The organism is Actinomadura terrae (assembly GCF_022751215.1).
In the GTDB taxonomy this organism is placed as follows: Bacteria; Actinomycetota; Actinomycetes; order Streptosporangiales; family Streptosporangiaceae; genus Spirillospora; species Spirillospora terrae.
Genome location: NZ_JAICDG010000007.1, coordinates 67,643 through 92,378 on the forward strand (window position 1 = coordinate 67,643; position 24,736 = coordinate 92,378).

Genomic DNA, 24,736 nt, shown 5'->3' on the forward strand with positions numbered 1-24,736 from the left:
TGGGGGGGGGGGGGGGGGGGGGGGGGGGGGGGCTGGTTCAGGCGTTGCGGGGCGGCCTGCGGCTCGGGTTCTCGGTCGAGTCGGTGGCCCGCGCGTCTGGGAGCAGAGAGTGCGGCGGTCTGGTTCAGCAGATCGCGGTGGTCTGATCCGGGAGCGGCTGAGTGGTCACGGTGGTTCGGTCTTGGGAGATCGCGGCGGGGCCCGGTCAGAGGTCGTCGCGTTCCCGCGCGGCGGACTCCAGGTCGGCGGGGGACGGGCGGTCCACCGGCTTCACCGGCAGCGGCGGGGGAGTGCCGCCGAACTGCGGGCACAGGTCCCGGTGGTCGCACCAGTCGCACAGCCGGCTCGTCCGGGGGCGCCACTCGCCGGTGTCCATGGCCCGGCGGATCGCCTCCCACAGCGCCTCCACCTTCCGCTGCGTGGCGCGCAGGTCGGCCTCGTCCGGCTCGTAGCGCAGCACCTCGCCGTTCCCGAGGTACATCAGCTGCAACAGGCGCGGCACCCGCCCCTGGAGCCGCCACAGCACCAGCGCGTAGAACTTCATCTGGAACAGCGCCCGCGCCTCGAAGTCGGCCCGGGGCGCCGTCCCCGTCTTGTAGTCCACGATCCGCACGTCACCGCTCGGCGCGACGTCCACCCGGTCGATGTAGCCCCGCAGCTTCAGCCCCGAGTCCAGGACGGTCTCCACGAACAGCTCCCGCTCGGCGGGCTCCAGGCGGCGCGGGTCCTCCAGCGTGAAGTACCGCTCCACCATCCGCCGCGCCTGCTCCAGCCACCGGGCGTGCTCGGCCTCCCCGTCCTCGCCCGCGAACAGCTCCGCCAGCTCCGGCTCCTCCTCCAGCAGCCGCTCCCACTGCGGGACGAGCAGCTCCAGCGCCGCCTCCGGCGTCCGCCCGCCCGTCGGCAGGTCGTACAGCCGCTCCAGCACCGCGTGCACCAGCGTCCCCCGCGCCGCGGCCGCGCTCGGCCGCTCGGGCAGCTTGTCGATCACCCGGAACCGGTACAGCAGCGGGCACGTCATGAAGTCGCCCGCGCGGGACGGCGACAGCGACCCGACCACCCGGACGGCGTCCTCCCCGGCGGCCTCCCCGGGGGAGGGGACCCCGGTGGGCCGGGCCGCCGGAACACTCGCCTCACTACCCGCCTCGGTGGTCGTCATGGCCAGCAGCGTAGGCGAGACCCCCGACGAAATCCCGCAACCGGGCCACCGCGGGCCCTCCCGGCCCCGCCTGCCCGTAGCATCGGGGGCGTGACACAAAGCGCGCCACCGACCCCGGGCAGGACGCCCGCCGGCGAGTCCGGCACCGACGACGACCGGTCCGGCCGTCCCGGCCTGTTCGTGGGCCGTCCGTTCGGCGTGCCCGTCTACGTCTCCCCGAGCTGGTTCCTCGTGGCCGTCCTCGTCACCGTCATGTTCGAGGGCCAGGCCAACGACGTCATCGACCGGCCCGCCAGCTACGCCGTCGCGTTCGCCTACGCGCTGCTGCTGTACGGGTCGGTGTTCGTCCACGAGCTCAGCCACGCCGTCACCGCGCGCGTCCTCGGCCTCCCCGTCCGCTCGGTCACCCTGCACATCCTCGGCGGCGAGACCTCCATCGAGCGCGAGGCGCCCACCCCCGGCCGCGAGTTCCTCATCGCCTTCGCCGGGCCGCTGGTCAACCTCGTCCTGGCCGGGCTCGGCCTCTTCGCCCACGCCGTCCTCAGCCTGCCCGACGTGGCGCTCCTCCTCCTGGAGGCCCTCACCTTCGCCAACCTGCTGGTCGGCGTGTTCAACCTGCTGCCCGGCCTGCCCCTGGACGGCGGACGCCTCGTCCGCGCCGCCGTCTGGAAGGCCACCGGCCGCAGCCGCAGCGGCGCCATCGTCGCGGGCTGGATCGGCCGCGGCGTCGCCCTCGCCTGCCTCGTCACCGGCGCGTTCCTCGCCACCTACCGCACCGACGGCGAGAGCGGCGGCGGGGGCGGCTTCGGCTGGCTCGCGCTCCTGTGGTCGGCGCTCGTCGCCTCCTTCATCTGGGTCGGCGCCACCCAGGCGATCCGCGCCGAACGCGTCCGCGACCGCATCCCCCTGCTGTCGGCCCGCCGCCTCGCCCGCCGCGCCACCCTCGTCACCGCCGACGTGCCCCTCGCCGAGGCCATCCGGCGCGCCCACGAGGACCACGCCGGGGCCCTCGTCATCGTCGACCACGACGGCGTCCCGCGCGGCCTGGTCAGCGAGAAGGCCGTCACCGCCACCCCGCCCCACCGCCGCCCCTGGGTCTCGGCGGGCGACCTGTCCCGCGGCCTCGACGACGCCCTCACGCTCCCCGCCGACATCACCGGCGACGCCCTTGTCACCGCCCTGCGCCGCGCTCCCTCTTCGGAGTACCTGCTCGTCGAACCCGACGGCCGCGTCTACGGCGTCCTCGCCGTCTCCGACGTCGACCGCGCCTTCACCGGCGTCTGACCCGCCCCCGGCCCGTCAGGGCCGCCCTCACGGCCCGGCCTGAGGTGTGCGCGCCCAGCTATAACCTTGACGACCATGAGCGAACCCCAGCCGACCCCCCCGTCCACCGGCCGCATCCCCCACGGCCCGTTCCGCCCCGGCGACCAGGTTCAGCTCACCGACCCCAAGGGCCGCATCAACACCATCACCCTCCAGCCCGGCAAGCTCTACCACTCCCACAAGGGCTCCGTCCCCCACGACGACATCATCGGCAGCCCCGAGGGCAGCGTGTTCCGCTCCACGGGCGGCGTCGACTACCTCGCCTTCCGGCCGCTGCTCACCGACTTCGCCGTCCGCATGCCGCGCGGCGCCGCCGTCGTCTACCCCAAGGACGCCGCCCAGATCATCGCGATGGCCGACATCTTCCCCGGCGCCCGCGTCGTCGAGGCCGGAGCCGGGTCCGGCGCGCTCTCCTGCTTCCTGCTGCGCGCCGTCGGCGAGCACGGCCACCTGTCGTCCTACGAGCGGCGCCCCGACTTCGCCGAGATCGCCCGCGCCAACGTCGAGAAGTTCTTCGGCGGCCCCCACCCCGCCTGGACCCTCACCGTCGGCTCCCTGGAGGACGCCCTCACCGAGACCGAGGCCGACCGCGTCGTCCTCGACATGCTCGCCCCCTGGGAGACCCTCGACGCCGTCGCCAAGGCCCTCATCCCCGGCGGGCTCGTCTGCGCCTACATCGCCACCACCACGCAGATGTCGCGCGTCGTCGAGGACCTGCGCGCCCACGGCGCCTTCGCCGAGCCCTACGCCTTCGAGACCCTCCTGCGGTCCTGGCACGTCGAGGGCCTCGCCGTCCGCCCCGACCACCGCATGGTCGGCCACACCGGCTTCCTGGTCACCGCCCGCCGCCTCGCCGACGGCGTCACCCCGCCCGTGCGGCGCCGCCGTCCCGCCAAGGGCGCCCACCCGGCCACGGCCGCGTCCGAGCGCGCCACCGCGGCCGCCCCCGCCGAGCCGATCGCCCCGGCCGTCGCGCCCGCCGCCGAGCCCCTCGCGGAGCCCGCCACGCCGGGCGGCGGCACCGAGTCGTAGATCACATTCCGGGACCGATCGCCCCGGCGGCACTCGTCGCACTCCGTCACTGGAACGAGCCAAACCGTCGGTTCCGGCCCGGCCCCGTCCCCCCTCCGAAGCCGCGGACACCCCCTCGCCCCACGGCGAGACCAGCCAAATCCCCCGGCCCCGCCGCACCCGCCCAGCAGCACGATCGCGCAGGCCGCCGCCACACCCCGCACACAACCGGAACCCCCCGAACGACACGACTACCGAAAGGGCAGGTTACGGAAGCCCTCCAGATAGGTAGGGTCTCAGTAGGTCGTCGGCTCTCTTCGTGAGGAGGTGACGGGGCGTGGCCGCTCGTGACGATGCTGGGGCGCGCAGGGCGCAGCACGACAAGGAGGTCAGGGACCTCCAAACGCAGGTGTCCTTCCTGGAGGAGGAGATCTCCGTGCTGCGCCGCAAGCTCGCGGAATCCCCGCGCCAAGTACGTGTACTTGAAGAACGCCTCCATGAGGCACAGGCCAACCTGGCCGCCGTAACCGGACAGAACGAGCGACTCGTCGCGACCCTCAAAGAGGCTCGCGAACAGATCGTCGCGCTCAAGGAGGAGGTCGACAGGCTCGCGCAACCACCCTCCGGATACGGAGTCTTCCTGGAAGCCCGCGACGATGGAACGGTCGACATCTTCACCGGCGGACGCAAGCTGCGCGTCAACGTCAGCCCCGCCGTCGACGTCGACGAACTCCAGCGCGGCCAGGAGGTCATGCTCAACGAGGCCCTCAACGTCGTCGAGGCGCTCGCCTTCGAACAGCAGGGCGAAGTCGTCATGCTCAAGGAGATCTTCGACGACGGGGAACGCGCCCTCGTCATCGCGCACGCCGACGAGGAACGCGTCATCAAGCTCGCCGAGCCGCTGCGCGGGGTCCCGCTTCGCGCGGGCGACTCGCTCATGCTCGAAACCCGCTCCGGGTACGCCTACGAGAAGATCCACAAGGCCGAGGTCGAAGAACTCGTCCTCGAAGAGGTCCCCGACATCTCCTACGACGAGATCGGCGGCCTCGGATCACAGATCGAACTCATCCGCGACGCGGTCGAACTGCCCTACCTGCACGCCGACCTCTTCCGCGAACACCAGCTCAGGCCCCCCAAGGGCGTCCTGCTCTACGGGCCCCCGGGCTGCGGGAAGACCCTCATCGCCAAGGCCGTCGCCAACTCGCTGGCCAAACAGGTCGCCGAGAAGACCGGCCAGGAGGGAAAGAGCTTCTTCCTCAACATCAAGGGCCCCGAACTCCTCAACAAGTACGTCGGCGAGACCGAGCGGCACATCCGCCTCGTCTTCCAGCGGGCCCGCGAGAAGGCGTCCGCCGGAACACCCGTCATCGTGTTCTTCGACGAGATGGACTCCATCTTCCGCACCCGCGGATCCGGAGTCTCGTCCGACGTCGAGAACACCATCGTCCCGCAGCTGCTCAGCGAGATCGACGGGGTCGAGGGCCTGGAGAACGTCATCGTCATCGGCGCGTCCAACCGCGAGGACATGATCGACCCCGCGATCCTGCGCCCCGGACGGCTCGACGTGAAGATCAAGATCGAGCGGCCCGACGCCGAGGCGGCCAAGGACATCTTCTCCAAGTACATCCTCAGCGGCCTCCCGCTGCACCCCGACGACGTCAAGGAGCACGGCGGCTCCGAGGACGCCACCGTCGAGGCGATGATCCAGCGGGTCGTCGAGCGGATGTACACCGAAAGCGACGAGAACCGCTTTCTGGAGGTCACCTACGCCAACGGTGACAAGGAGGTCCTGTTCTTCAAGGACTTCAACTCCGGAGCGATGATCCAGAACATCGTCGACCGCGCGAAGAAGATGGCCATCAAGCAGTTCCTCGACACCGGCCAGAAGGGCATGCGGGTCAACCACCTCCTCGCCGCCTGCGTCGACGAGTTCAGCGAGAACGAGGACCTCCCCAACACCACCAACCCCGACGACTGGGCCCGCATCTCCGGCAAGAAGGGCGAGCGGATCGTCTACATCCGCACCCTCGTCTCCGGAACCAAGGGCGCCGAGGCCGGACGGTCCATCGACACCGTCGCCAACACCGGCCAGTACCTCTGACCCGACCCGCACCGACAGCGACACGCGCGGCGGCCACCCCACCGGGAGGCCGCCGCGCCCCATCTCACCGGAGACTGCCCCATCACACCGCCACACCACACCCGCCCGCGCCCCCGCACCAGGCCCGCGCGGCGCCCCCGGCACACCGCGCCGACCCCGACACCCGCCCCGCCGGACGAGCCCCATGGCTCCACCCCCGCCGCCCCGATAGGCTCGACGATATGAGTGTTCGGCGCGTGATGGGCATCGAGACCGAGTACGGCATCTCCGTACCCGGCCAACCAGGGGCCAACGCGATGGTGACCTCCTCCCAGGTCGTCAACGCCTACCTCGCGGCGTCCGCCGCGCGCGCCCGCAGAGCCCGGTGGGACTTCGAGGAGGAGAACCCCCTCCGCGACGCCCGCGGCTTCGACCTCGCCCGCGAGGTCGCCGACCCCACCCAGCTCACCGACGAGGACCTCGGCCTCGCCAACGTCATCCTCACCAACGGCGCGCGCCTCTACGTCGACCACGCCCACCCCGAGTACTCCGCGCCCGAATGCACCAACCCCTTCGACGCGGTCATCTGGGACAAGGCAGGCGAACGCGTCATGGTCGACGCCGCCGCCCGCGCCGCCCTCGTCCCCGGCACCCACCCCATCCAGCTCTACAAGAACAACACCGACAACAAAGGCGCGTCCTACGGCTGCCATGAGAACTACCTCATGAAGCGCGAGACGTCCTTCGCCGACATCGTCCGCCACCTCACCCCCTTCTTCGTCTCCCGCCAGGTCGTCTGCGGCGCCGGCCGCGTCGGCATCGGCGTCGACGGACGCGGCGACGGATTCCAGGTCAGCCAGCGCGCCGACTTCTTCGAGGTCGAGGTCGGCCTGGAGACCACCCTCAAACGCCCCATCATCAACACCCGCGACGAACCCCACGCCGACCCCGAGAAGTACCGGCGCCTGCACGTGATCATCGGCGACGCCAACATGGCCGAGATCTCCACCTACCTCAAACTCGGCACGACCGCGCTCGTCCTCGCCATGATCGAGGACGGGTTCCTCACCGTCGACCTGTCCGTCGACATGCCCGTCGCCGCGCTGCGCGCCGTCTCCCACGACCCGTCCTGCAAACACCTGCTCACCCTGCGCGACGGCCGCAAGATGACCGCCGTCCAGCTCCAGATGGAATACCTCGAGCAGTCCCGCAAATACGTCGAGGACCGCTTCGGCGCCGACGTCGACGACATGACCAACGACGTCCTCGACCGCTGGGAATCGGTCCTGCACCGCCTCGGCGACGACCCCATGCAGCTCTCCCGCGAACTCGACTGGGTCGCCAAACTCGCGCTCCTGGAGGGCTACCGCAGCCGCGACGGCCTCGACTGGTCGCACCCCCGCCTCCAGCTCGTCGACCTCCAGTACACCGACATCCGCCCGGACAAGGGCCTCTACAACCGCCTGGTCGCCCGCGACCGCATCGAACGCGTCGTCACCGAGGCCCAGGTCGACTCCGCCATCGAGGACCCGCCCGAGGACACCCGCGCCTACTTCCGCGGCCGCTGCCTGCGCCAGTACGCCGAATCCGTCGCCGCCGCCTCCTGGGACTCCGTCATCTTCGACGTCCCGGGCCGCGAGTCCCTCCAGCGCGTCCCCACCCTGGAGCCGCTGCGCGGCACCAAGCAGCACGTGGGCGCCCTCCTGGACAGCTGCCGCACCGCCTCCGACCTCGTGGCCACCCTGACCGGCCAGAGCTGACACAGGCTCCCTCAGGACGCCCCGGCCCCCGCCCGCCATGCGGCGCGGGGGCCGCCGCGTCTTGGACGCGCGCTCTGGATACCGCCACTATCGAACCCGAACAAACGCCTTGACCTGCGGTTACGAGTGATGTCTCGGTTTCGTGACCGCTATGCCCGTTTCACTGTCCAGTGGACGGGCGATAACCGGATCAGGCCCGGCACCCCCGGGGCGCGCGGCGGACCCACGGGTCCGCTGGGCGCCGAAGATCGGAGATAGGGTTGGGGGTACCGGCAGAGCGGAGGTACGGAATGGCCACGAAGGACACCGGCGGTCAGAAGCAGACCACCCGGCGCACGGAAGAGGTCGAGGAGACCGAGGCCACGACGACCGAGGACGTCCAAGAGCGCAATGAAAAACTCACCGACGATGTCGATGCAATTCTAGATGAAATTGACGAAGTTCTCGAAGAAAATGCGGAGGAATTTGTCCGCAGTTATGTCCAAAAGGGCGGAGAATAGGCGTTATGTCCGAATCGCTCGGTCTAACCCTAAGCGCCCCGAGAATTCGCAAATATAACTCGCAGTTCTCATTGTAAAGGGCTGCCAAAGGCGTGGGTAGGGCGGTAAAGTCCTGCCCATGTCTCATAAACAATGCCGGGACTGCGGCCGGGTCAAGGCGGCCGCCGAGTTCTGGAAACGAAAAGCATCGCCCGACGGTCTGGCGCTCTACTGCAAAGAGTGCTTCGCCCTCCGGGGCGCGGGCTCCTACAGGAAGCGGCAGGCGAGTGAGGGGAAGAGCGCCCGACCGTTCAGGCGGTATTCGGCTGTCCCGGAGGGCCTGAAGTACTGCCCACGGTGCGAGAAGGTGCAATCGGTCGACGCGTTCGGAAAGAACCGTTCGACAGCGTCCGGCCTGGCGAACTACTGCCGTCCCTGCCACAACAAAGTCATGGTCGAGCAGAAGGAGCGTAAGCACGGCAGCGGGCGCAACTACCTCCTGAAGCTGCGCTACGGCGTCACCGCGGAGCAGGTGGACGAGATGATCGCGCAGCAGGGCGGGATCTGTGTGATCTGCCTTCGCGCGGAAGCGAAGCACGTCGACCACAGCCACCTCACGGGTGTCGTCCGCGGCATCCTCTGTTTCAAGTGCAACGGCGCCCTCGGCCAGTTCCATGACGACCCGCGCTGTCTGGGTGCTGCCGCCGACTACCTGGAGTACAAGGGGCCTCACGCACAACGCCTGGAAGTCGTCATCGGCAAGACCGCGTTCGAGGGACGGCCACGCGTGATGAGCGAGGCCGACTGGGTGAATCGACGGAAGGCGGCCGCCGGTTTGACTTCGCGGGACAGACGTCTGATGGAGCGGTACGGGGTCGACGAGGAGGACGTGCGGCGGTTTCTCAAGCTTCAGGGCGGGTTGTGCGCCGTCTGCTCGGACGTCCCGGCCGAGCACGTCGATCACGACCACGCGACCGGCGTCGTGCGCGGTATGGCGTGCGGTGGCTGCAACACGGGCATGGGGCAGCTGGACGACGATCCGGTCTCGCTGCGCCGCGCGGCGGACTACCTGCTCGAGCAGCTGGTGACCCAGGTCCCGGCGGCGGACGGGGGTACGCGGCTGTCGTTCACGGTCCCGGACGTCGACCCGGCGACGGTGCCCCTGGACGGCTGGGCGGCGCACCGTGAGGTGGACGGGCGGCACCGCTCCGAGGTGTGGGGGGTCGAGGACGACCACGAGGGCCCGAGTTGGCTCACGCTGAGCCTGAAGAAGCTTCTGGACTCCCACAAGGCGATGGTCTAGGAGTACATGGCCTCCCAATGACACCCGCGCCCAGCGTCCCCGCAGCGAAGGCGGCGGCGTGGGGTTCGCCGTGGGCTGAGTGGCCGGGGAGGCCGTGGCATGCGGTGGGTGAGGGTTGAACAGTAGGGTCGTGGTGTCCGCGCCGGTGGGGTTGAGGGAAGCCGGTGCCATGACGGAGGAAGGGAGTCGCGTGGCGGCCCACGATTCGCAGACCGGGCGCCTGCCGGGGTTGTTCTCCAACCCGGGCACGTCCTCGTTCACGGAGTTCCTGGGGGCGTACTCTCCGGAGACGTTGCCCGGTAGGGGGGCCCTTCCGGCGTCGTCGCCGGGGGACGATATCCCGCATGGCACGACGATCGTCGCGGTGGGCTTTCCCGGCGGGGTGGTGATGGCGGGGGACCGGCGCGCGACGGCGGGGAACGTCATCGCGCAGCGCGACATCGAGAAGGTGTTCCGCGCGGACGAGTTCTCGGCCATCGCGATCGCGGGGACGGCGGGCATCGGGATCGAGATGGTGCGGCTGTTCCAGGTGGAGTTGGAGCATTACGAGAAGCGTGAGGGCCGGACGCTGTCGGTGGAGGGGAAGGCGAACCGGCTGGCGACGATGGTGCGGCAGAACCTCGGTATGGCGATGCAGGGGCTCGCGGTGGTGCCGCTGTTCGCCGGGTATGACGAGGAGCGCGACGCGGGGCGGATCTTCTCCTATGATCCGGCGGGCGGCCGGTACGAGGAGCGGGACTTCTACTCGATCGGGTCGGGGTCGGTGTTCGCGCGGGGCGCGTTGAAGAAGCTGTACCGGCCGGATCTGTCGGCGGACGACGCGGCGCTGGTGTGCGTCCAGGCGTTGTACGACGCGGCCGACGACGACTCGGCGACGGGCGGCCCGGATCTGGCGCGGGGGATCTTCCCGGTGGTGGCGGCGGTGACCTCGGACGGGTATCGGCGGCTCGCCGACGACGAGGTGGGCGCGGTGGCGCGGTCCGTGGTCGAGGAACGTTACGACTCGCCGGGCGGGCCGACCGCCCCGCTGCGATAGAAGGGATCCAGTCCGGTGTCCATGCCGTTCTACGTGTCGCCCGAGCAGCAGATGAAGGACAAGGCGGACTATGCGCGGAAGGGTATTTCGCGTGGCCGCAGTGTCGTGGTGCTCCAGTACGACGATGGCATCCTGTTCGTGGCGGACAATCCGTCGCGGGCGTTGCACAAGATCAGTGAGATCTATGACCGGATCGCGTTCGCGGCGGTGGGGAAGTACAACGAGTTCGAGAACCTGCGGTTGGGCGGGGTCCGGTACGCCGACATCAACGGGTACCAGTACGACCGCCGGGATGTGACGGCGCGGGGGCTGGCGAACGTGTACGCGCAGTCGCTGGGGACGATCTTCACGGAGACGAACAAGCCGTACGAGGTGGAGTTGGTGGTGGCGGAGGTCGGTGCGGACGCCGACACCGACCAGATCTACCGGTTGACCTTCGACGGGTCGGTGGCCGACGAGCACGGGTACGTGGCGATGGGCGGCCAGGCGGACGCGGTGGCGCAGGCGTTGAAGGACGGGTACGAGGAGGGGGCGTCGCTGGCGGGGGCGCTGCGGGTGGCGGTGCGCGCGCTGGAGGCGCAGGATTCGGAGCGGCGGTTGGAGGCGAAGTCGCTGGAGGTGGCGGTTTTGGACCGCAACCGTGAGCACCGTCTCTTCAAGCGGCTCACGGCGCGCCGGATCGAGGAGCATCTGAGCGAGGACGGTTCTTCGCCGACCTCGTCCACGTCTTCCGACGGGGCTTCCGACGCGGAGACTGACGCGGGCCCGGACGCCTCGGGTGACGCCGGCGAGGACTGACCGGCAGCGGCAGGACGAGGGCAGGCGGGTCCGTCCGAGAGCGGTCCTGTTCGCGGGTGTGGACCCGCCGTGGTGGGGTGGCCGGTGCCGCCCGGGCCGCGGCGGGTTCTCGCGTTGCGGCCGGTGCCGGAACGCGTGGTGGAACGGGTGTTGGAAACGGTGCTCGGGAGAGACTGCCAAGTCGGGGCCGGGCCGCATAGGGTCATGGTGTGGACAGGCGTATTTTCGGGCTTGAGAACGAGTACGGCGTCACCTGTACCTTCCGCGGTCAGCGGCGGTTGTCACCTGATGAGGTGGCGCGCTATCTGTTCCGGCGGGTGGTGTCGTGGGGCCGGAGCAGCAATGTGTTCCTGCGGAACGGCGCGCGGCTCTACCTCGATGTCGGGAGTCACCCGGAGTACGCCACGCCGGAGTGCGACAGCGTCGTGGATCTGGTGACGCACGACAAGGCGGGGGAGCGGATCCTGGAGGGTCTGCTGGTGGACGCGGAGCGGCGGCTGCGCGAGGAGGGTATCGCCGGGGACATCTACCTGTTCAAGAACAACACGGACTCGGCGGGGAACTCCTATGGCTGCCATGAGAACTATCTGGTGGGGCGGCATGGGGAGTTCGGGCGGCTCGCGGACGTCCTGATCCCGTATCTGGTGACCCGGCAGATCATCTGCGGGGCGGGGAAGGTGCTGCAGACGCCGCGGGGCGCGGTCTACTGCGTGTCGCAGCGGGCGGAGCACATCTGGGAGGGCGTGTCGTCGGCGACGACGCGGTCGCGTCCGATCATCAACACCCGTGACGAGCCGCATGCGGACGCGGAGCGGTTCCGTCGGCTGCACGTGATCGTCGGTGACTCGAACATGAGCGAGACGACGATGCTGCTGAAGGTCGGCGCGACCGACCTGGTGCTGCGGATGATCGAGGCGGGCGTGGTGATGCGGGACCTGACGCTGGAGAACCCGATCCGGGCGATCCGCGAGGTCAGCCATGACATGACGGGGCGGCGGAAGGTGCGGCTGGCGAACGGCCGGGAGGCGAGTTCGCTGGAGATCCAGAAGGAGTACTTCGGGAAGGCGCGCGATTTCGTCGACGCCCGGGGCGGGGACACGACCGCCAAGCGCGTCCTGGAGTTGTGGGAGCGGACGCTGCGGGCGGTGGAGACCGGCGACCTGGATCTGGTGTCGCGCGAGATCGACTGGGTGACGAAGTACAAGGTCATCGAGCGGTACCGGCGCAAGTACGATCTGCCGCTGTCGTCGCCGAGGGTGGCGCAGCTGGATCTGGCCTACCACGATGTGCACCGCGACCGCGGGTTGTACTACCTGCTGGAGAAGCGCGGTTCGGTGGAGCGGGTGTCGCGGGACCTGGACATCTTCGAGGCGAAGTCGGTGCCGCCGCAGACCACTCGCGCCCGGCTGCGCGGGGAGTTCATCCGGAAGGCGCAGGAGAAGCGGCGCGACTTCACGGTCGACTGGGTGCATCTGAAGTTGAACGACCAGGCGCAGCGGACGGTGTTGTGCAAGGACCCGTTCCGTTCGGTGGACGAGCGCGTCGACAAGCTGATCGCGGGGATGTAGCGGCTGGTCGGGGGGACATCGGGAGGACATGGGCGACGTTGCGCTACCGGCGGTGCACGTGGCGGTAGGGTGAGCGCGCAGTAGCGCTCGCCGCCCCGTGAAGGACCAGTATGCGTCGTTGTCTCGCCTCCGTGTCCGTGGCCGCCGTGCTGGTCGCTCCGCTGGTGCTCGCCGCGGGGTGTTCGGACGGCGGCGGTGTCCGGGTAACGGTACGTGGCGATTTCGGGCGTTTGCCGGATGTGTCGTTCCCGAAGGGCTCGCCGGGCGGTTCGCTGGCGGTGAAGCGGCTGTCGGCGGGCCGGGGTACGGCGGCCCGCGAGGGCGACCTCGTGGTGGCCGACTATGTCGGGTACCGGTGGAGCGGGAGCGGGCGGAGGCTGCTGGCGAGCAGTTTCGCGTCCGGCCGTCCGGAGGCGTTCCCGACGTGGTCGGTGGTGCCGGGGCTGCGGAAGGCGTTCGTGGGCGCGCGGGTGGGGTCGCGCGTGGTGGCGTCGATTCCGCCGAAGGACGGTTTCGGCGACCAGGGGAACGCGGCGCGGCAGATCGGCGGCGGCGACACGCTCGTGTACGTCCTGGACGTGCGGGGCGTGTACCCGGGGTCGGCGGGCCCGCACGGCAGGCCGGAGGCGCCGTTGCGGGACGCGCGGTTGCCGCAGGTGGCGCCGGGCGGCGGCGCGCCGCGGGTGACGGTTCCGCGGGTGGCGGCGCCGAGGGACCTGCGGGTGCGGACGCTGGTGCGGGGGGACGGCCCGGCGGTCCGCAAGGGGCAGCTGCTGGCGGTGCAGTACGCGGGGTTCTTCTGGCGGGACGGGAAGGCGTTCAGCTCGTCGTGGTCGGCGGGGCATCCGAACGGGTTCATGATCGGGACCGGTCAGGTGATGCGGGGCTGGGACGAGGGGCTGATCGGGCAGCGGGTGGGGAGCCGGATGCTGCTGGTCGTCCCGCCGAGGCTGGGGTACGGGCCGAAGGGCCTGCCGCAGGCGGGCATCCGGGGGTCGGACACGCTGGTCTTCGTCGTCGACATCCTCGGCGCCCACTGACGCGCCCCGCGCGGTCGGGCTGCTGCCCTCTATGTCGTATCCCGGCTGTTCTTAGAATGGCGGCGTGGACGACATCGACACGATCGCGCTGCTCCAGGACGCGATGCGCAGGCGGCTCTACGAGTACGTGGCTGCGCAGGGCCGGGAGGTGGGGCGGAACGAGGCGGCGGAGGCCGTGGGCGTGGGGCGGACGCTGGCGGCGTTCCACCTGGACAAGCTCGCGGAGGCGGGCCTGCTGGAGGTGGCCAGCAGGCGGCTGACGGGCCGGTCGGGGCCGGGCGCGGGCCGTCCGGCGAAGGTGTACCGGCGGGCGGCGGCGGAGCGGGAGGTGTCGGTGCCGCCGCGCGACTACCGGACGGTGGCGGGCCTGCTGGCGGAGGTCGCCGACGCGGCGGGCCTGGACATGGAGGCGCAGGACGCGGCGCGGCGCCTCGGCAGGACGCTGCGCGGCCCCGGGGAGTCGTGCGGGGACCTGGACGCGGTCCGCGAGGTGCTGGTGGAGCGGGGTTACGAGCCGGTGGTGGAGGGGGAGGGCGCCCGCTCGGTGCTCCGCATGCGCAACTGCCCCTTCCATGTGGTCGCGGAGCGGTTCCCGCCGCTGGTGTGCGGGATGAACCTGGCGATGATGGAGGGCTTGGTCGAGGGGACCGAGGGCGTCGGCGTCCGGATGGACCCGCGCCCGGGGTGGTGCTGCGTGGCGGCCGACTATTCTAAAAACAATCGTGATTGACATAGAGATGAGAGGCGTGGTGGGGTGGGCCCATGACCGATGACACCCCCACGCCCGCGTCCTCCACCTCCCGGCCGGGCGAACCGGCCCGCCACCACCTCGCCCAGTTCAACGTCGCGACCCTCAGGTTCCCGCTCGACGACCCGGCGATGGCCGACTTCGTCGCACGGCTGGAGCCGGTCAACGCCCTCGCCGACGGGTCGCCCGGGTTCGTGTGGCGGCTCGTCGAGGAGGGCGAGGACGACGCGTCCCGCATGCGCCCGGCGGGCGTCGACGTGATCGTGAACTATTCGGTGTGGGAGAGCCGCGAGGCGCTGTGGGACTTCGTCTACCGCAGCCCCCACCTGGACACGATGCGGCGCCGCAGGGAGTGGTTCCAGCGCCACGCGGAGGCGCACCATGTCATGTGGTGGATTCCCGCCGGGTACATCCCGACCGTCGAGGAGGCTTTGGAGCGCCTCGCCCTGCTCCGCGAGCACGGCCCGTCCCCGCGCGCGTTCACGTTCAGCACGTCCTACGCGGCGGCGGAGGCCGAGGCCCTCCAGGCGGCCCCGGCTCCCTGACGCGGCTGCACACCTTCTGTCTTGTAAACAGATGGCCGCTCGCCGCTCCAACTGCTCGGGCCCGCTTCGCGCCCTCCAGGCCCCCGGCGGCGGGTGGTTCAGGCCAGGAGCGCGGCGGTGTGGCGGCCCGCGGCGGCGGCGGTGAGGAAGTAGGGGAGGTCCTCGTCCAGGCGGCGCCCCATGGTGGACAGGCGGACGCCCCAGTCCTTCTCGGCTGCGCGCAGGATGTCGTGCAGGCCGTCCACCGGGACGGGGACGAGGGTGTGGCGCTCGCCGAGCGGGGCGGCGTCGGCGGCGACGCGGGCGCCGAACGCGCCGCCGAGTTCGGGGACGGGGACGTCGGCGCGGGCGAGCGCGACGCGCCCGTAGGCGGTGAGGGAGTGGTGGGAGACGCCGATGTGGCGCTCGCGCTTGTCGCCCTCGCTGACCCGCAGGGACGCGACCGGGCGGCCGTGCAGGACGGACGCCGCGTTGACGGCCTCCCCGGCCGACACCCCGGAGAACCCCCAGCGGGTGCCGGTGCCGAGGTTGCCGGGGCCCTGCGCGAGGACGACGGCGTCGGCGCCGAGGACGAGCCGCGCGGCGAGCAGTCCGGTGTGGACGGTGACGGCCTCCAGGTCGCCGCCGAACGCCTGCCCGACAGTGACGGTCGCGGCGAGCGCGCCCGCGTCCTTGAGCCGCGCGATCGACATGGAGAACCAGGACGGCAGCGCGCCGCCGTCCGGCATGACGTAGACGACGCGGGCGCCGGGGCGGGACGCGAGGAGCCCGGCGAGGATCGGGGGGAGCGCCGAGTGCAGGTCGGCGACGACGACGGGCGCGCCGCCGAGGGAGTCGGCGTCGCGGAGGACGTCGTGGTGGGGGGAGTCCTGCTCGTCGGCGCCGAGGACGGTGGCCTGGAGCGGGGTGTAGCGGGCCTTGACGAGGTGGCCCGGGCCGGACGGGTCGGGCGGCAGCCGGTCGGGGACCGCGACGACGATCGCGTAGCCGCCGGTGCCGAGGCCCATCGCCAGCGCCGTGGTGTTGAGCAGGACGGCGTCGCCGGGCTCGGGCCGTCCGACGAGGGCGGGGTAGGCGAGCGCCCGGCGGAGGCCGTCGCCCGCGATGTCGACGTCGAGCTCGACGGCGCCCGGCCATTCGCGGCGGACGCCCTGCACGGTTCCTCTGCGCCATCGGATCACACCGGAGACCGTAGCGGAGCGGGCCGCGCGCGCGGACGTGCGCGCGGAGGTGGACGAGGGGGGCGTCCGGAGGGGGTAGCGTCATTGGTCCAGCTCGGGCCGCACATCCCGCCATGTCGTCCAACTCCCCCAGGAGCCGGGCGTGGTTCCGGTAGCGTGTCCGGCGGGGAAGGGGGTCGTTATGTCACGGCGCAAGACCGAGCGTCTGTTGAACCTGGTGGTGTGCCTGCTCGCGACGCGGCGTTACCTGACGGCCGAGCAGATCCGCCGGGCCGTGCCCGGCTATCCCGACTCCGACGAGGCGTTCAAGCGGATGTTCGAGCGCGACAAGGAGGAGCTGCGCGAGCTCGGCGTGCCGCTGGAGGTGGGCAGCGACCAGCAGGGCGGCGGCGGTGAGGAGATCGGCTACCGCATCCCGCCGCAGGCCTACGAGCTGCCCGACATCCACCTCACGCCCGACGAGGCGGCGGTGCTGGGCATCGCGGCGCGGGTGTGGCAGCGCGCAAGCATGGCCGAGGCCGCGTCCGGCGCGCTGCTGAAGCTGCGGGCGGCGGGCGTGGAGACCGACGTGCCGACCGCCGTCGGCGTCGAGCCGCGGGTCAACACCGGCGACCCGGCGTTCCCGGCGCTGTGGGAGGCGGTCCGCGACGGCCGCCCGGTCGCGTTCGACTACCAGGGCATCGGCCGGACGTCGGTGGCGCGGCGGCACCTGGAGCCGTGGGGCGTGGTGAGCCGCCGGGGCCGCTGGTACGCGGTCGGGTTCGACCGCGACCGCGAGGAGCAGCGGGTGTTCCGGCTGAGCCGCATCGTCGGCGACGTCGTCGTGGACGGCCCGCCCGGCGCGGTCACCGTCCCGGACGGCGTGGACGTGCGGCGCATCGCCTTCGACTGGGGCGACCCGGTGAGCGACCCGCGCCCGGCGACCGTGCGGCTGCGCGCGGGCGCCGCGCAGGGGCCGCGCCGGTGGGCGCGGGACGTGCGGGCCGTCGAGGGCGGCGCGTGGGACGAGGCGACGCTGATGTTCCAGGACGTGGAGCGGTTCGCGCCCTACCTGGTGCGGTTCGCCGACGACGTCGTCGTGCTCGACCCGCCCGACCTGCGCGAAGCGGTGATCCAGCAGCTGAAGTCGGTTCTGGCGGGCAGCGCCCAGGACCCGTGCGGGGACGGCGGCGACATGATCCGGGACGGTGCGGTGGCTGAGGGTGCGGTGGCCGACGGTGCGGTGCGGGACGTGAGCGGGCGATGAGCACCGGAACGGCGGCGGGACGGTCCGCCGCGAACACCTCCACCGACCGCCTCGCGCGGCTGCTGGCGCTCGTCCCCTACGTGGTGAACCGCGACTCGGTCGCGCTCGGCGAGGCCGCCGCCGCGTTCGGGGTGACGGAGAAGCAGCTCATCGACGACCTGAACCTGCTGTGGTGCGTGGAGCTGCGGGCGCCCGACCCCTACTGCCCGATCGACCTGTCCTACGAGGGCGGGGAGATCACCGTCGCTGAGGCCGAGTCGATCGCGCGGCCGCTGCGGCTGAAGGTCGACGAGGCCAGCGCGCTCCTGGTGGCGCTGCGGATGCTGGCCGGAATCCCCGACCTGCACGACCGGGACGCGCTGAGCCGGGTGATCGCGAAGCTGGAGAGCGCCGCCGGGGCCGCCGCCGCGGTGAGCAGCCAGGTCGCGGTGGAGGTCGACGCGCACGGCGCCGGCGCCACCCCCGACGGCTCCGGTACCGTGCTCGGGCGGCTCCGCGACGCGATCACCGCGGGCCGCCGCGTCCACCTGACCTACTACGTGCCCGCGCGGGACGAGAACACCGAGCGCGACGTCGACCCGATGCGGGTGCTGGTGGTGGAGGGCACCACCTACCTGGAGGGCTGGTGCCGCCGCGCGGAGGCCGTCCGGCTGTTCAAGCTGGAGCGGATCACGGGCCTGACCGTGCTGGACGTCGCGGCGCACGTCCCCGACGACGCCGAGCCGATCGACGTGGACGCCGGGCTGTTCCGCCCGTCCCCGCGGGACGTGCCGGTGACGCTGGAGCTGACCGCCCGGGGCCGCTGGGTCGCCGACTACTACCCGTGCGAGAGCGTCGAGGAGCTGGGGGAGGGGCGGCTGCGGGTGGTGCTGCGGACCCCCGACACCCGCTGGGTGCGGGGCCTCGCGCTGCGCCTCGGCGACCAGGGCCGGATCGTGGAGCCCGCGTCGCTGGCGGCGGGCGCCCGCGACGACGCCGCGCGGGCGCTGGCCCTGTACGGCATGGCCTGACGGGGTCCGCTACGGTGACGGACGTGACGTGGGTTGCGGTGTCGGTGGCGCTCGGTTCGGCCGGTCTGGCGGTGCTCGCCTACAGCGCGTTCCGCGTCTACCTAGGCGTACGTCGTTTCGGGCGTGAACTGGAACGCACCAGGCGGCGGCTTGGCCCCAAACAGTCGGCGCTTCGTGGTGAACTGTCCGATCTTCAGGCGGCTCGGATCCCACAACCGCCCGGGGACGGCGTACGATCGTCCTAGCACGACTCCCGGCTGAAGAGGATGTGAACATGGGCAACATCGGGACTCCGGAGCTGCTGATCGTCTTGCTCGTCGTCGTTCTGATCTTCGGATCGGCGAAGCTTCCGCAGCTCGCGCGGTCGTTGGGCAAGTCGGCGCGCATCCTGAAGGCTGAGACCAAGGGCCTGCGCGACGAGGACGAACCCGAGACGGCGGCCAAGTCCGACGCGGCGTCCGCGAAGGCCGGTGCGGCGCAGCCGAACGCGGCGCGTGACCGTGCGGCGCAGTTGCGTGAGGAAGCGGCGCGGCTTGAGCGCGAGGCCGCGGCGCAGGACGCGCCCCGTCAGCAGGGCGCCTTGTCGTCGGGTGAGCCGATCCAGGGTGTGCCGGTTTCCGACTACGGCAACCGCAAGACCTCCTGACCCGGCCTTCCTCCCGCCAGCGACCGAACGGACCGGCAAGCCGGTGACGACGTGACCACATTGAAGCGGACCGCGCGCAAGTCCACCCCCGACGGACGCATGCCCCTGCTGGAGCATCTCCGTGAGCTGCGCAACCGGTTGATCAAGGCGATCCTCGCGCTGGCGCTCGGCGCGATCATCGGCTGGCTGCTGTTCGACCCCGTCTGGGACGTGCTGAAGCAGCCCTACTGCTCGCTGCCGCAGTCCCACGTGGTCGACAAGGACAAGTGCTCCCTGTTCGTCAACGGGATCTTCTCCTCGTTCTTCCTGAAGCTGAAGATCTCCTGCATCATCGGCGCGGTCCTCTCCTCCCCGGTCTGGCTGTACCAGATCTGGGCGTTCGTCGCGCCCGGGCTGTACCAGAAGGAGCGCCGCTGGACCTACACGTTCATGGGCGCGGCGGTGCCGCTGTTCTTCATCGGCTCCGCGCTCGCGTACGTGACCGTCGACAAGGGCCTGGCGATCTTCCTGGGGTTCGTCGCGGAGGACGTCAAACCGCTGATCACCGTCGACAGCTATCTCAGCTACGTGCTGACGATGCTGCTGGTGTTCGGGCTGACGTTCGAGCTCCCGCTGTTCGTGGTGATCCTCAACCTCGCCGGGGTGCTCAGCTCGTCGAGGATCCGCAAGTCCCAGCGGGTCGCGATCTTCGGGATCTTCGCGTTCGCGGCCGTCGCCACGCCCAGCGCCGACCCGTTCACGATGCTCGCGCTGGCGCTCCCGACCGTGCTGCTGTTCGAGATCGCGGCGCTGCTGGCGTTCTTCAACGACCGCCGCAAGGCCCGCCGTCCCGACCCCTACGCCGACCTGGCCGACGACGAGGCGTCCCCGCTCGACCTCGACGCCATCGACGCCGAACTGGAGAAGGGCGACAGCCGCGCCTGACCACCCGGCGCCCGCGCCTGCCTCCCCACCCTTCCGCCGAGTCCCGGCGAGCACTGGCAGGTTGCCGCCCGTCCGGTCGGACGGCTGGACGGCGGGTGCCCTGGGCGGCTTCCTGACGCCCTGCGGCGGCTTGCGGCCCTGCGGGCGGCACGCGCCACGAAATTTCTCCGGAGCGTGACAGGAGCGTCACAGGCGCCGTCGCCGGGGCGCGCGGGCCGCCGGGGCGGCGCCGCACGGAATTCGGATTGGGAATCGGGCCGGTCGAAACCGTAGGCTCGGTGCCATGACCACCCCCGACACGACGTCGGCCGGGCAGACCCCGGCGCAGCGGTACGCCGCCTACCGCAGCCGCACCGCCGGGAACGGCCCCGCCCTGCTCGACTTCCGCACCCTGTACGACTTCGAGCTGGACGCGTTCCAGATCGAGGCGTGCCGGGCGCTGGAGGACGGCAGCGGCGTCCTGGTCGCCGCGCCCACCGGCTCCGGCAAGACCGTGGTGGGGGAGTTCGCCGTCCACCTCGCGCTGACCGGCGGCACCAAGTGCTTCTACACCACCCCGATCAAGGCGCTGTCGAACCAGAAGTACGCCGACCTCGTCCGCCGCTACGGGCCGGAGAAGGTCGGGCTGCTCACCGGGGACAACAGCGTCAACGGCGAGGCGCCGATCGTCGTGATGACGACGGAGGTGCTGCGGAACATGCTGTACGCGGGGTCCCCGACCCTCGCGGGCCTGGCGTTCGTCGTGATGGACGAGGTCCACTACCTCGCCGACCGGTTCCGCGGCGCCGTCTGGGAAGAGGTGATCATCCACGTCCCCGACTCGGTGCGGATCGTGGCGCTGTCGGCGACGGTGTCCAACGCCGAGGAGTTCGGGGAGTGGCTGCACGAGGTCCGCGGCGACACCGCCGTGATCGTCGACGAGCACCGGCCCGTCCCGCTGTTCCAGCACATGCTCGTCGGGACGCGCCTGTACGACCTGTTCGTCGACACCGGCAAGGGCAAGGACCGGCAGGCGCGCCTGAACCCGCAGCTGACCCGGATGGCCGTCGAGGAGGTCCGCCGCTCCAAGATCAACCAGGGGCGGCGCACCGGGCGGCGCCGCGCGCCCCGCCCGCAGCGCTTCCGGCCGCCGCCGCGGCCCGACGTCATCGAGCGGCTGGACCGCGCCGGGCTGCTCCCGGCGATCACGTTCATCTTCAGCCGCGCCGGCTGCGACGCGGCCGTCCTCCAGTGCCTGAACGCCGGGATCCGGCTCACCTCCAAGGAGGAGGCCGAGGAGATCCGCGCGCACGCGGCGCTGCGCACCGCCGACATCGCCGCCGAGGACCTGCGGATCCTCGGCTACGACGACTTCCTCGCCGCGCTGGAGCGCGGCGTCGCCGCCCACCACGCCGGGATGCTGCCCACGTTCAAGGAGATCGTGGAGGAGCTGTTCACCCGCGGGGTGATCAAGGCGGTGTTCGCGACCGAGACGCTCGCGCTCGGCATCAACATGCCCGCCCGCACGGTGGTGATCGAGAAGCTCGACAAGTGGAACGGGGAGGCGCACGTCGACCTCACCCCCGGCGAGTACACGCAGCTCACCGGGCGCGCCGGGCGGCGCGGCATCGACGTCGAGGGCCACGCCGTCGTGGTGTGGGGGCCGAGCGTGGAGCCCGCGTCGGTCGCCGGGCTCGCCGGGACCCGCACCTACCCGCTGAACTCCAGCTTCCGGCCGTCCTACAACATGGCCGTCAACCTCGTCGGCGCCGTCGGCAACGAGCGCGCCCGGACGCTGCTGGAGGAGTCGTTCGCGCAGTTCCAGGCCGACCGCGCCGTCGTCGGCCTCGCCCGGCAGGTGCACAAGAACGAGGAGGCCCTCGCCGGGTACGCCAAGGCCGCCGAGTGCCACCTCGGCGACTTCATGGAGTACGCCGCGCTGCGCCGCCGCCTGTCGGACCGGGAGGCGGAGATGTCGCGGGAGCGGTCCTCGGCCCGCCGCGCCGAGGCCGCCAGGTCGCTGGAGCACCTGCGGCCGGGCGACGTGATCCTCGTCCCGTCGGGGCGGCGGTCGGGTCTCGCGGTCGTGCTGGACCCCGGCGTCGGGCGGCGCTCGGACGGGCCCGCGCCGCTGGTCCTGACCGTGAACCGGTCCGTGCAGCGGCTGTCCATCCAGGACTTCCCCCGCGCCGTCGAGCCCGTCGAGCGGATCCGCATCCCGAAGTCGTTCAGCCCCCGCAACCCGCAGGACCGCCGCGACCTGGCGTCCACGCTGCGGAACAAGGTCCCCGGCGACGTCCGCGAGCGCCGCCGGGGGCGGGACGTGCCCGCCGCCGACGACGACGAGATCACGCGGCTGCGCGCCGAGCTGCGCCGCCACCCCGTGCACGGCTGCGACCAGCGCGAGGACCACGCCCGCTGGGCCGAGCGCTACCACCGGCTCGACCGCGAGACCGAGCAGCTGCGCCGCCGCGTCGAGGGCCGCTCCCAGGTGATCGCCCGCACCTTCGACCGGGTCTGCGCCGTCCTCCAGCAGCTCGGCTACCTGGAGGGCGACTCCGTCACCGACGAGGGCCGCCGCCTCGGCCGCATCTACAACGAGCTGGACCTGCTGACCGCCGAGAGCCTCCGCGAGGGGCTGTGGGAGCACCTCGACCACGCCGGTCTCGCCGCGTGCGTGTCCGCGCTGGTCTACGAGTCGCGGCAGCCCGACGACGCCACCCCGCCGCGCACGCCGCCCGGCCCGCCGCAGGACGCGCTCGCCGCGATGGTGCGGCTCTGGGGCGAGCTGGAGGCCGTCGAACGCGACAACCGGGTCTCGTTCCTGCGCGAACCCGACCTCGGGTTCGCGTGGACCGCCTACCGGTGGGCCAAGGGCGACGACCTCGACGCGGTGCTGCTCGAAAGCGACCTCACCGCCGGGGACTTCGTCCGCGCCGTCAAGCAGCTCCTGGACCTGCTCGGGCAGGTCGCGGACGCGGCGCCGCCCAACAGCCACATCCGCAAGACCGCCCGCCGCGCGATGGACGCGATGCGGCGCGGCGTCGTCGCCTACTCCTCCGTCGCCTGACCGGCACCCGGGGAACGAAACGGCGGTGATTTCGGGCGATGCCATGAAATGTCGTATCGCGGGGGAGTCGGGATGACACAATGCGGAGCGCCCGACGCCCCCTGACGGCCGCGGGAGCCGTGCCGTGCCCGCGCGCCGTCCGGTGCCGGCGGCCACCGGTCGGCGCCCATGCGACACGTGAGAAAGGTCCTGACCGTGGCTCTCCGCGACAAACTGCGCGCCAACGCGGCCCACGTCCTCCAGCCGGGGGAGAACATCCAGGCGGTGTTCTGCGCCCAGACGACCAGCCAGTACTTCGCCCTGATCTCCATGTGGATCATCATTTTCGCCAACGCCTACCGCGTCGTGGTCGTCACCGACAAGCGGATCCTGGTGTGCGGGTCGGGGCGGCTGCGGATGACGCCCGTCAAGGAGGTCCTGCGCGAGGTGCCCCGCTACACGCGCATCGGCCCGCCCTCCGGCCTGTGGTGGCGCTGCGAGTCGCTCGGCGAGCGGCTCTACGTGAACAAGCGGTTCCACAAGGACGTCAACGCCGCCGACGAGCTCGCCGCCTGACCACCGCGCCCGCGCCCGGCCCGTCCCCGCGCCGGGCCGGGCCCGGAGTCAGCGCGCCGGGGCCCCGGCCGCGGCCTCGATCGCGTCCGCGACCTCGCGCGGATGCGACACCAGCGTCAGGTGCCGCGCCCCCGGGATGATCGTCGGGGGCGGGGCGCCGATGCGGGCGGCCGTCTCCCCGGGCGTCTCGCGGGAGAACACGTCGTCCTCGGCGCCGAACACCACCGCCTTGCGGAGCGGGACCCGCGCCAGGTCCGCGACCCGGGACGCGGGCAGCCCGATCACGCCCCGCATCTTCCACAGCGCCTCCTCGGCGCCTTCGACCTGGAACGGGCGCCGCCACCGGTCCACGCCCGCGCCGTCCAGCCGGGGGCAGGACGGCCCGCACTGCGACTGGTAGATCTTCCGGATCGCCCAGTCGGAGCGGACGGCCAGCCGCAGCAGCGTCGTCCGGAACGGGTCGCGCAGCACGAACCGCAGCCCGTCGGCGCCCGACCCGGCGCCGGTGTCCAGGGCGTCGCCGTCCAGGAACACCAGCCCGCCCACCCGCGACGGCGCGCGCAGCGCCGCCGCGGCGGCGACGCCCGCGCCGCTGGAGTGCCCGACGAGCAGCGCGCCGTCCAGGCGCAGCGCGTCCAGGAACCCCAGGAGCTGCTCCGCCTGGTGCGCGGCGTCGTAGGGGGCGCGGCGCTCGCTGTAGCCCCAGCCGGTCAGGTCGAGCGCGAACACCCGGTGCCGCGCCGCGAGCCGCGCGGCCACCGCCTCCCAGGTGTCGGACGACTCGGCGGCGCCGTGCACCAGCACCACCGGCGGGCCCTGCGTTCCCCAGTGCCGGTAGCGGGTACGGAGCCCGGCGGCCTGGACGAACTCCAGCCCGTCCGGTTCGCGGGCGCGGTCCGCCGTCGCCGCGTTGTAGCCGAAGGAGGAGCAGGTGGCGAGCACCAGCAGCGCCAGGAACGCCACCGCGAACCGCCGGGCCCACCGGCGGAGCCTCGGACGCCCCCGCCGGGGTCCGGGGTTCGGCGCGGGATCTTCCACGGGCCCCGCCACGGCCCCCGTGGCGGGGCCTGTGGTGAGGTCCGTGGCGGGGCCCGTGTTGGGGTCCGTCGCGGGCTCGGGCTCGGCGGTCATGGGCCTCCCTTTCGGTCGCACCCCAGCATTCACGCCGCCGCCGCGTTCGTCATCGGGCGTTCAGACGACCCGGCCCTGCTCCCCACGAAGTAGGAGAGCGGATTGTCCTACACCTCCGGGATTCCCCTACCGTGGTCGGAGGCG

General features: G+C 71.8%; 21 protein-coding genes. 18 read left to right on the plus strand and 3 right to left on the minus strand.

Features of this window, described 5'->3' with window-relative positions; genetic code table 11:
* Positions 1-205: 205 nt before the first annotated feature.
* The gene (locus K2F47_RS34380; protein ID WP_272497896.1) at positions 206-1,159 is read right to left on the minus strand and encodes a RecB family exonuclease; all 954 of its coding nucleotides are present in this window, start codon (positions 1,157-1,159) and stop codon (positions 206-208) included.
* Between the two features lie 90 nt (positions 1,160-1,249).
* Between K2F47_RS34380 and K2F47_RS34385 the strand changes: the two genes are divergently transcribed.
* The 12 genes from K2F47_RS34385 (at position 1,250) to K2F47_RS34440 (ending at position 14,850) form a co-directional block, all read left to right on the plus strand.
* On the plus strand, positions 1,250-2,443 hold the full coding sequence (locus tag K2F47_RS34385; protein WP_242910333.1) for a site-2 protease family protein: 1,194 nt from the start codon (positions 1,250-1,252) through the stop codon (positions 2,441-2,443).
* 75 nt (positions 2,444-2,518) lie between these two features.
* Positions 2,519-3,514 (plus strand): tRNA (adenine-N1)-methyltransferase, encoded by a 996-nt coding sequence (locus K2F47_RS34390; RefSeq protein WP_242910334.1) that lies wholly within the window; start codon positions 2,519-2,521, stop codon positions 3,512-3,514.
* 316 nt (positions 3,515-3,830) lie between these two features.
* Positions 3,831-5,594 (plus strand): proteasome ATPase, encoded by a 1,764-nt coding sequence (arc, locus tag K2F47_RS34395; protein ID WP_242910335.1) that lies wholly within the window; start codon positions 3,831-3,833, stop codon positions 5,592-5,594.
* A 221-nt stretch (positions 5,595-5,815) separates the two neighbouring features.
* The gene (dop, locus tag K2F47_RS34400) at positions 5,816-7,333 is read left to right on the plus strand and encodes a depupylase/deamidase Dop (protein ID WP_242910336.1); all 1,518 of its coding nucleotides are present in this window, start codon (positions 5,816-5,818) and stop codon (positions 7,331-7,333) included.
* 290 nt (positions 7,334-7,623) lie between these two features.
* Positions 7,624-7,833 (plus strand): ubiquitin-like protein Pup, encoded by a 210-nt coding sequence (locus K2F47_RS34405; protein WP_242910337.1) that lies wholly within the window; start codon positions 7,624-7,626, stop codon positions 7,831-7,833.
* Positions 7,834-8,179: 346 nt separating this feature from the next.
* On the plus strand, positions 8,180-9,115 hold the full coding sequence (locus K2F47_RS34410) for an endonuclease VII domain-containing protein (RefSeq protein WP_242910338.1): 936 nt from the start codon (positions 8,180-8,182) through the stop codon (positions 9,113-9,115).
* Between the two features lie 169 nt (positions 9,116-9,284).
* Entirely contained in the window at positions 9,285-10,151 is an 867-nt protein-coding gene (gene prcB / locus K2F47_RS34415) for a proteasome subunit beta (protein ID WP_242910339.1), read from the plus strand.
* 21 nt (positions 10,152-10,172) lie between these two features.
* Entirely contained in the window at positions 10,173-10,949 is a 777-nt protein-coding gene (gene prcA / locus K2F47_RS34420; protein WP_242910691.1) for a proteasome subunit alpha, read from the plus strand.
* 209 nt (positions 10,950-11,158) lie between these two features.
* Positions 11,159-12,517 carry a Pup--protein ligase gene (pafA, locus tag K2F47_RS34425; RefSeq protein ID WP_242895121.1) on the plus strand — a complete coding sequence of 453 codons (1,359 nt, stop codon included), beginning with the start codon at positions 11,159-11,161 and terminating at the stop codon, positions 12,515-12,517.
* Positions 12,518-12,756: 239 nt separating this feature from the next.
* Positions 12,757-13,557 carry an FKBP-type peptidyl-prolyl cis-trans isomerase gene (locus tag K2F47_RS34430; RefSeq protein ID WP_242910340.1) on the plus strand — a complete coding sequence of 267 codons (801 nt, stop codon included), beginning with the start codon at positions 12,757-12,759 and terminating at the stop codon, positions 13,555-13,557.
* A gap of 64 nt (positions 13,558-13,621) precedes the next feature.
* Positions 13,622-14,287, plus strand: a complete 666-nt coding sequence (locus K2F47_RS34435; protein WP_242910341.1) for a helix-turn-helix transcriptional regulator — start codon at positions 13,622-13,624, stop codon at positions 14,285-14,287.
* A 32-nt stretch (positions 14,288-14,319) separates the two neighbouring features.
* Complete coding sequence (locus tag K2F47_RS34440; protein ID WP_242910342.1) at positions 14,320-14,850, plus strand: DUF3291 domain-containing protein; 531 nt, start codon at positions 14,320-14,322, stop codon at positions 14,848-14,850.
* 98 nt (positions 14,851-14,948) lie between these two features.
* Here the strand turns inward: K2F47_RS34440 and K2F47_RS34445 are convergent, their stop codons facing one another.
* A complete protein-coding gene (locus K2F47_RS34445; protein ID WP_242910343.1) occupies positions 14,949-16,031 on the minus strand; it encodes a DUF3866 family protein in 1,083 nt (360 codons plus the stop codon).
* Between the two features lie 181 nt (positions 16,032-16,212).
* Here K2F47_RS34445 and K2F47_RS34450 point away from each other — a divergent pair, with 181 nt between their 5' ends.
* From K2F47_RS34450 to K2F47_RS34475, 6 genes are all read left to right on the plus strand, one after another.
* Positions 16,213-17,277: a helix-turn-helix transcriptional regulator gene (locus K2F47_RS34450; protein WP_242910344.1), complete on the plus strand. Its 1,065-nt coding sequence runs from the start codon at positions 16,213-16,215 to the stop codon at positions 17,275-17,277.
* Complete coding sequence (locus tag K2F47_RS34455; RefSeq protein ID WP_242910345.1) at positions 17,274-18,287, plus strand: helix-turn-helix transcriptional regulator; 1,014 nt, start codon at positions 17,274-17,276, stop codon at positions 18,285-18,287. The genes K2F47_RS34450 and K2F47_RS34455 overlap by 4 nt, the downstream gene beginning before the upstream one ends.
* Positions 18,288-18,561: 274 nt before the next feature.
* Entirely contained in the window at positions 18,562-18,933 is a 372-nt protein-coding gene (tatA, locus tag K2F47_RS34460) for a Sec-independent protein translocase subunit TatA (RefSeq protein ID WP_242910346.1), read from the plus strand.
* Between the two features lie 99 nt (positions 18,934-19,032).
* Positions 19,033-19,857, plus strand: coding sequence for a twin-arginine translocase subunit TatC (gene tatC / locus K2F47_RS34465; protein WP_272497935.1), 825 nt, complete (start codon positions 19,033-19,035; stop codon positions 19,855-19,857).
* A 283-nt stretch (positions 19,858-20,140) separates the two neighbouring features.
* A complete protein-coding gene (locus tag K2F47_RS34470; RefSeq protein ID WP_242910348.1) occupies positions 20,141-22,906 on the plus strand; it encodes a DEAD/DEAH box helicase in 2,766 nt (921 codons plus the stop codon).
* A 195-nt stretch (positions 22,907-23,101) separates the two neighbouring features.
* Positions 23,102-23,461 carry a hypothetical protein gene (locus K2F47_RS34475; RefSeq protein ID WP_242910349.1) on the plus strand — a complete coding sequence of 120 codons (360 nt, stop codon included), beginning with the start codon at positions 23,102-23,104 and terminating at the stop codon, positions 23,459-23,461.
* A 48-nt stretch (positions 23,462-23,509) separates the two neighbouring features.
* On the opposite strand, the gene K2F47_RS34480 is transcribed toward K2F47_RS34475, so the two are convergent.
* The gene (locus K2F47_RS34480; protein ID WP_242910352.1) at positions 23,510-24,592 is read right to left on the minus strand and encodes an alpha/beta fold hydrolase; all 1,083 of its coding nucleotides are present in this window, start codon (positions 24,590-24,592) and stop codon (positions 23,510-23,512) included.
* Positions 24,593-24,736 lie beyond the last annotated feature (144 nt).

Excerpts from the sequence above, each read along its gene's own strand:
- K2F47_RS34380 (WP_272497896.1), bottom strand. The coding sequence starts at position 1,159 with ATGACGACCACCGAGGCGGGTAGTGAGGCGAGTGTTCCGGCGGCCCGG.
- tatC (WP_272497935.1), top strand. The coding sequence starts at position 19,033 with ATGCCCCTGCTGGAGCATCTCCGTGAGCTGCGCAACCGGTTGATCAAG.
- prcA (WP_242910691.1), top strand. The coding sequence starts at position 10,173 with ATGCCGTTCTACGTGTCGCCCGAGCAGCAGATGAAGGACAAGGCGGAC.
- K2F47_RS34405 (WP_242910337.1), top strand. The coding sequence starts at position 7,624 with ATGGCCACGAAGGACACCGGCGGTCAGAAGCAGACCACCCGGCGCACG.
- K2F47_RS34470 (WP_242910348.1), top strand. The coding sequence starts at position 20,141 with ATGACCACCCCCGACACGACGTCGGCCGGGCAGACCCCGGCGCAGCGG.
- tatA (WP_242910346.1), top strand. The coding sequence starts at position 18,562 with ATGGGCAACATCGGGACTCCGGAGCTGCTGATCGTCTTGCTCGTCGTC.
- K2F47_RS34450 (WP_242910344.1), top strand. The coding sequence starts at position 16,213 with ATGTCACGGCGCAAGACCGAGCGTCTGTTGAACCTGGTGGTGTGCCTG.
- prcB (WP_242910339.1), top strand. The coding sequence starts at position 9,285 with ATGACGGAGGAAGGGAGTCGCGTGGCGGCCCACGATTCGCAGACCGGG.
- K2F47_RS34440 (WP_242910342.1), top strand. The coding sequence starts at position 14,320 with ATGACCGATGACACCCCCACGCCCGCGTCCTCCACCTCCCGGCCGGGC.
- K2F47_RS34390 (WP_242910334.1), top strand. The coding sequence starts at position 2,519 with ATGAGCGAACCCCAGCCGACCCCCCCGTCCACCGGCCGCATCCCCCAC.
- K2F47_RS34455 (WP_242910345.1), top strand. The coding sequence starts at position 17,274 with ATGAGCACCGGAACGGCGGCGGGACGGTCCGCCGCGAACACCTCCACC.
- dop (WP_242910336.1), top strand. The coding sequence starts at position 5,816 with ATGAGTGTTCGGCGCGTGATGGGCATCGAGACCGAGTACGGCATCTCC.
- K2F47_RS34480 (WP_242910352.1), bottom strand. The coding sequence starts at position 24,592 with ATGACCGCCGAGCCCGAGCCCGCGACGGACCCCAACACGGGCCCCGCC.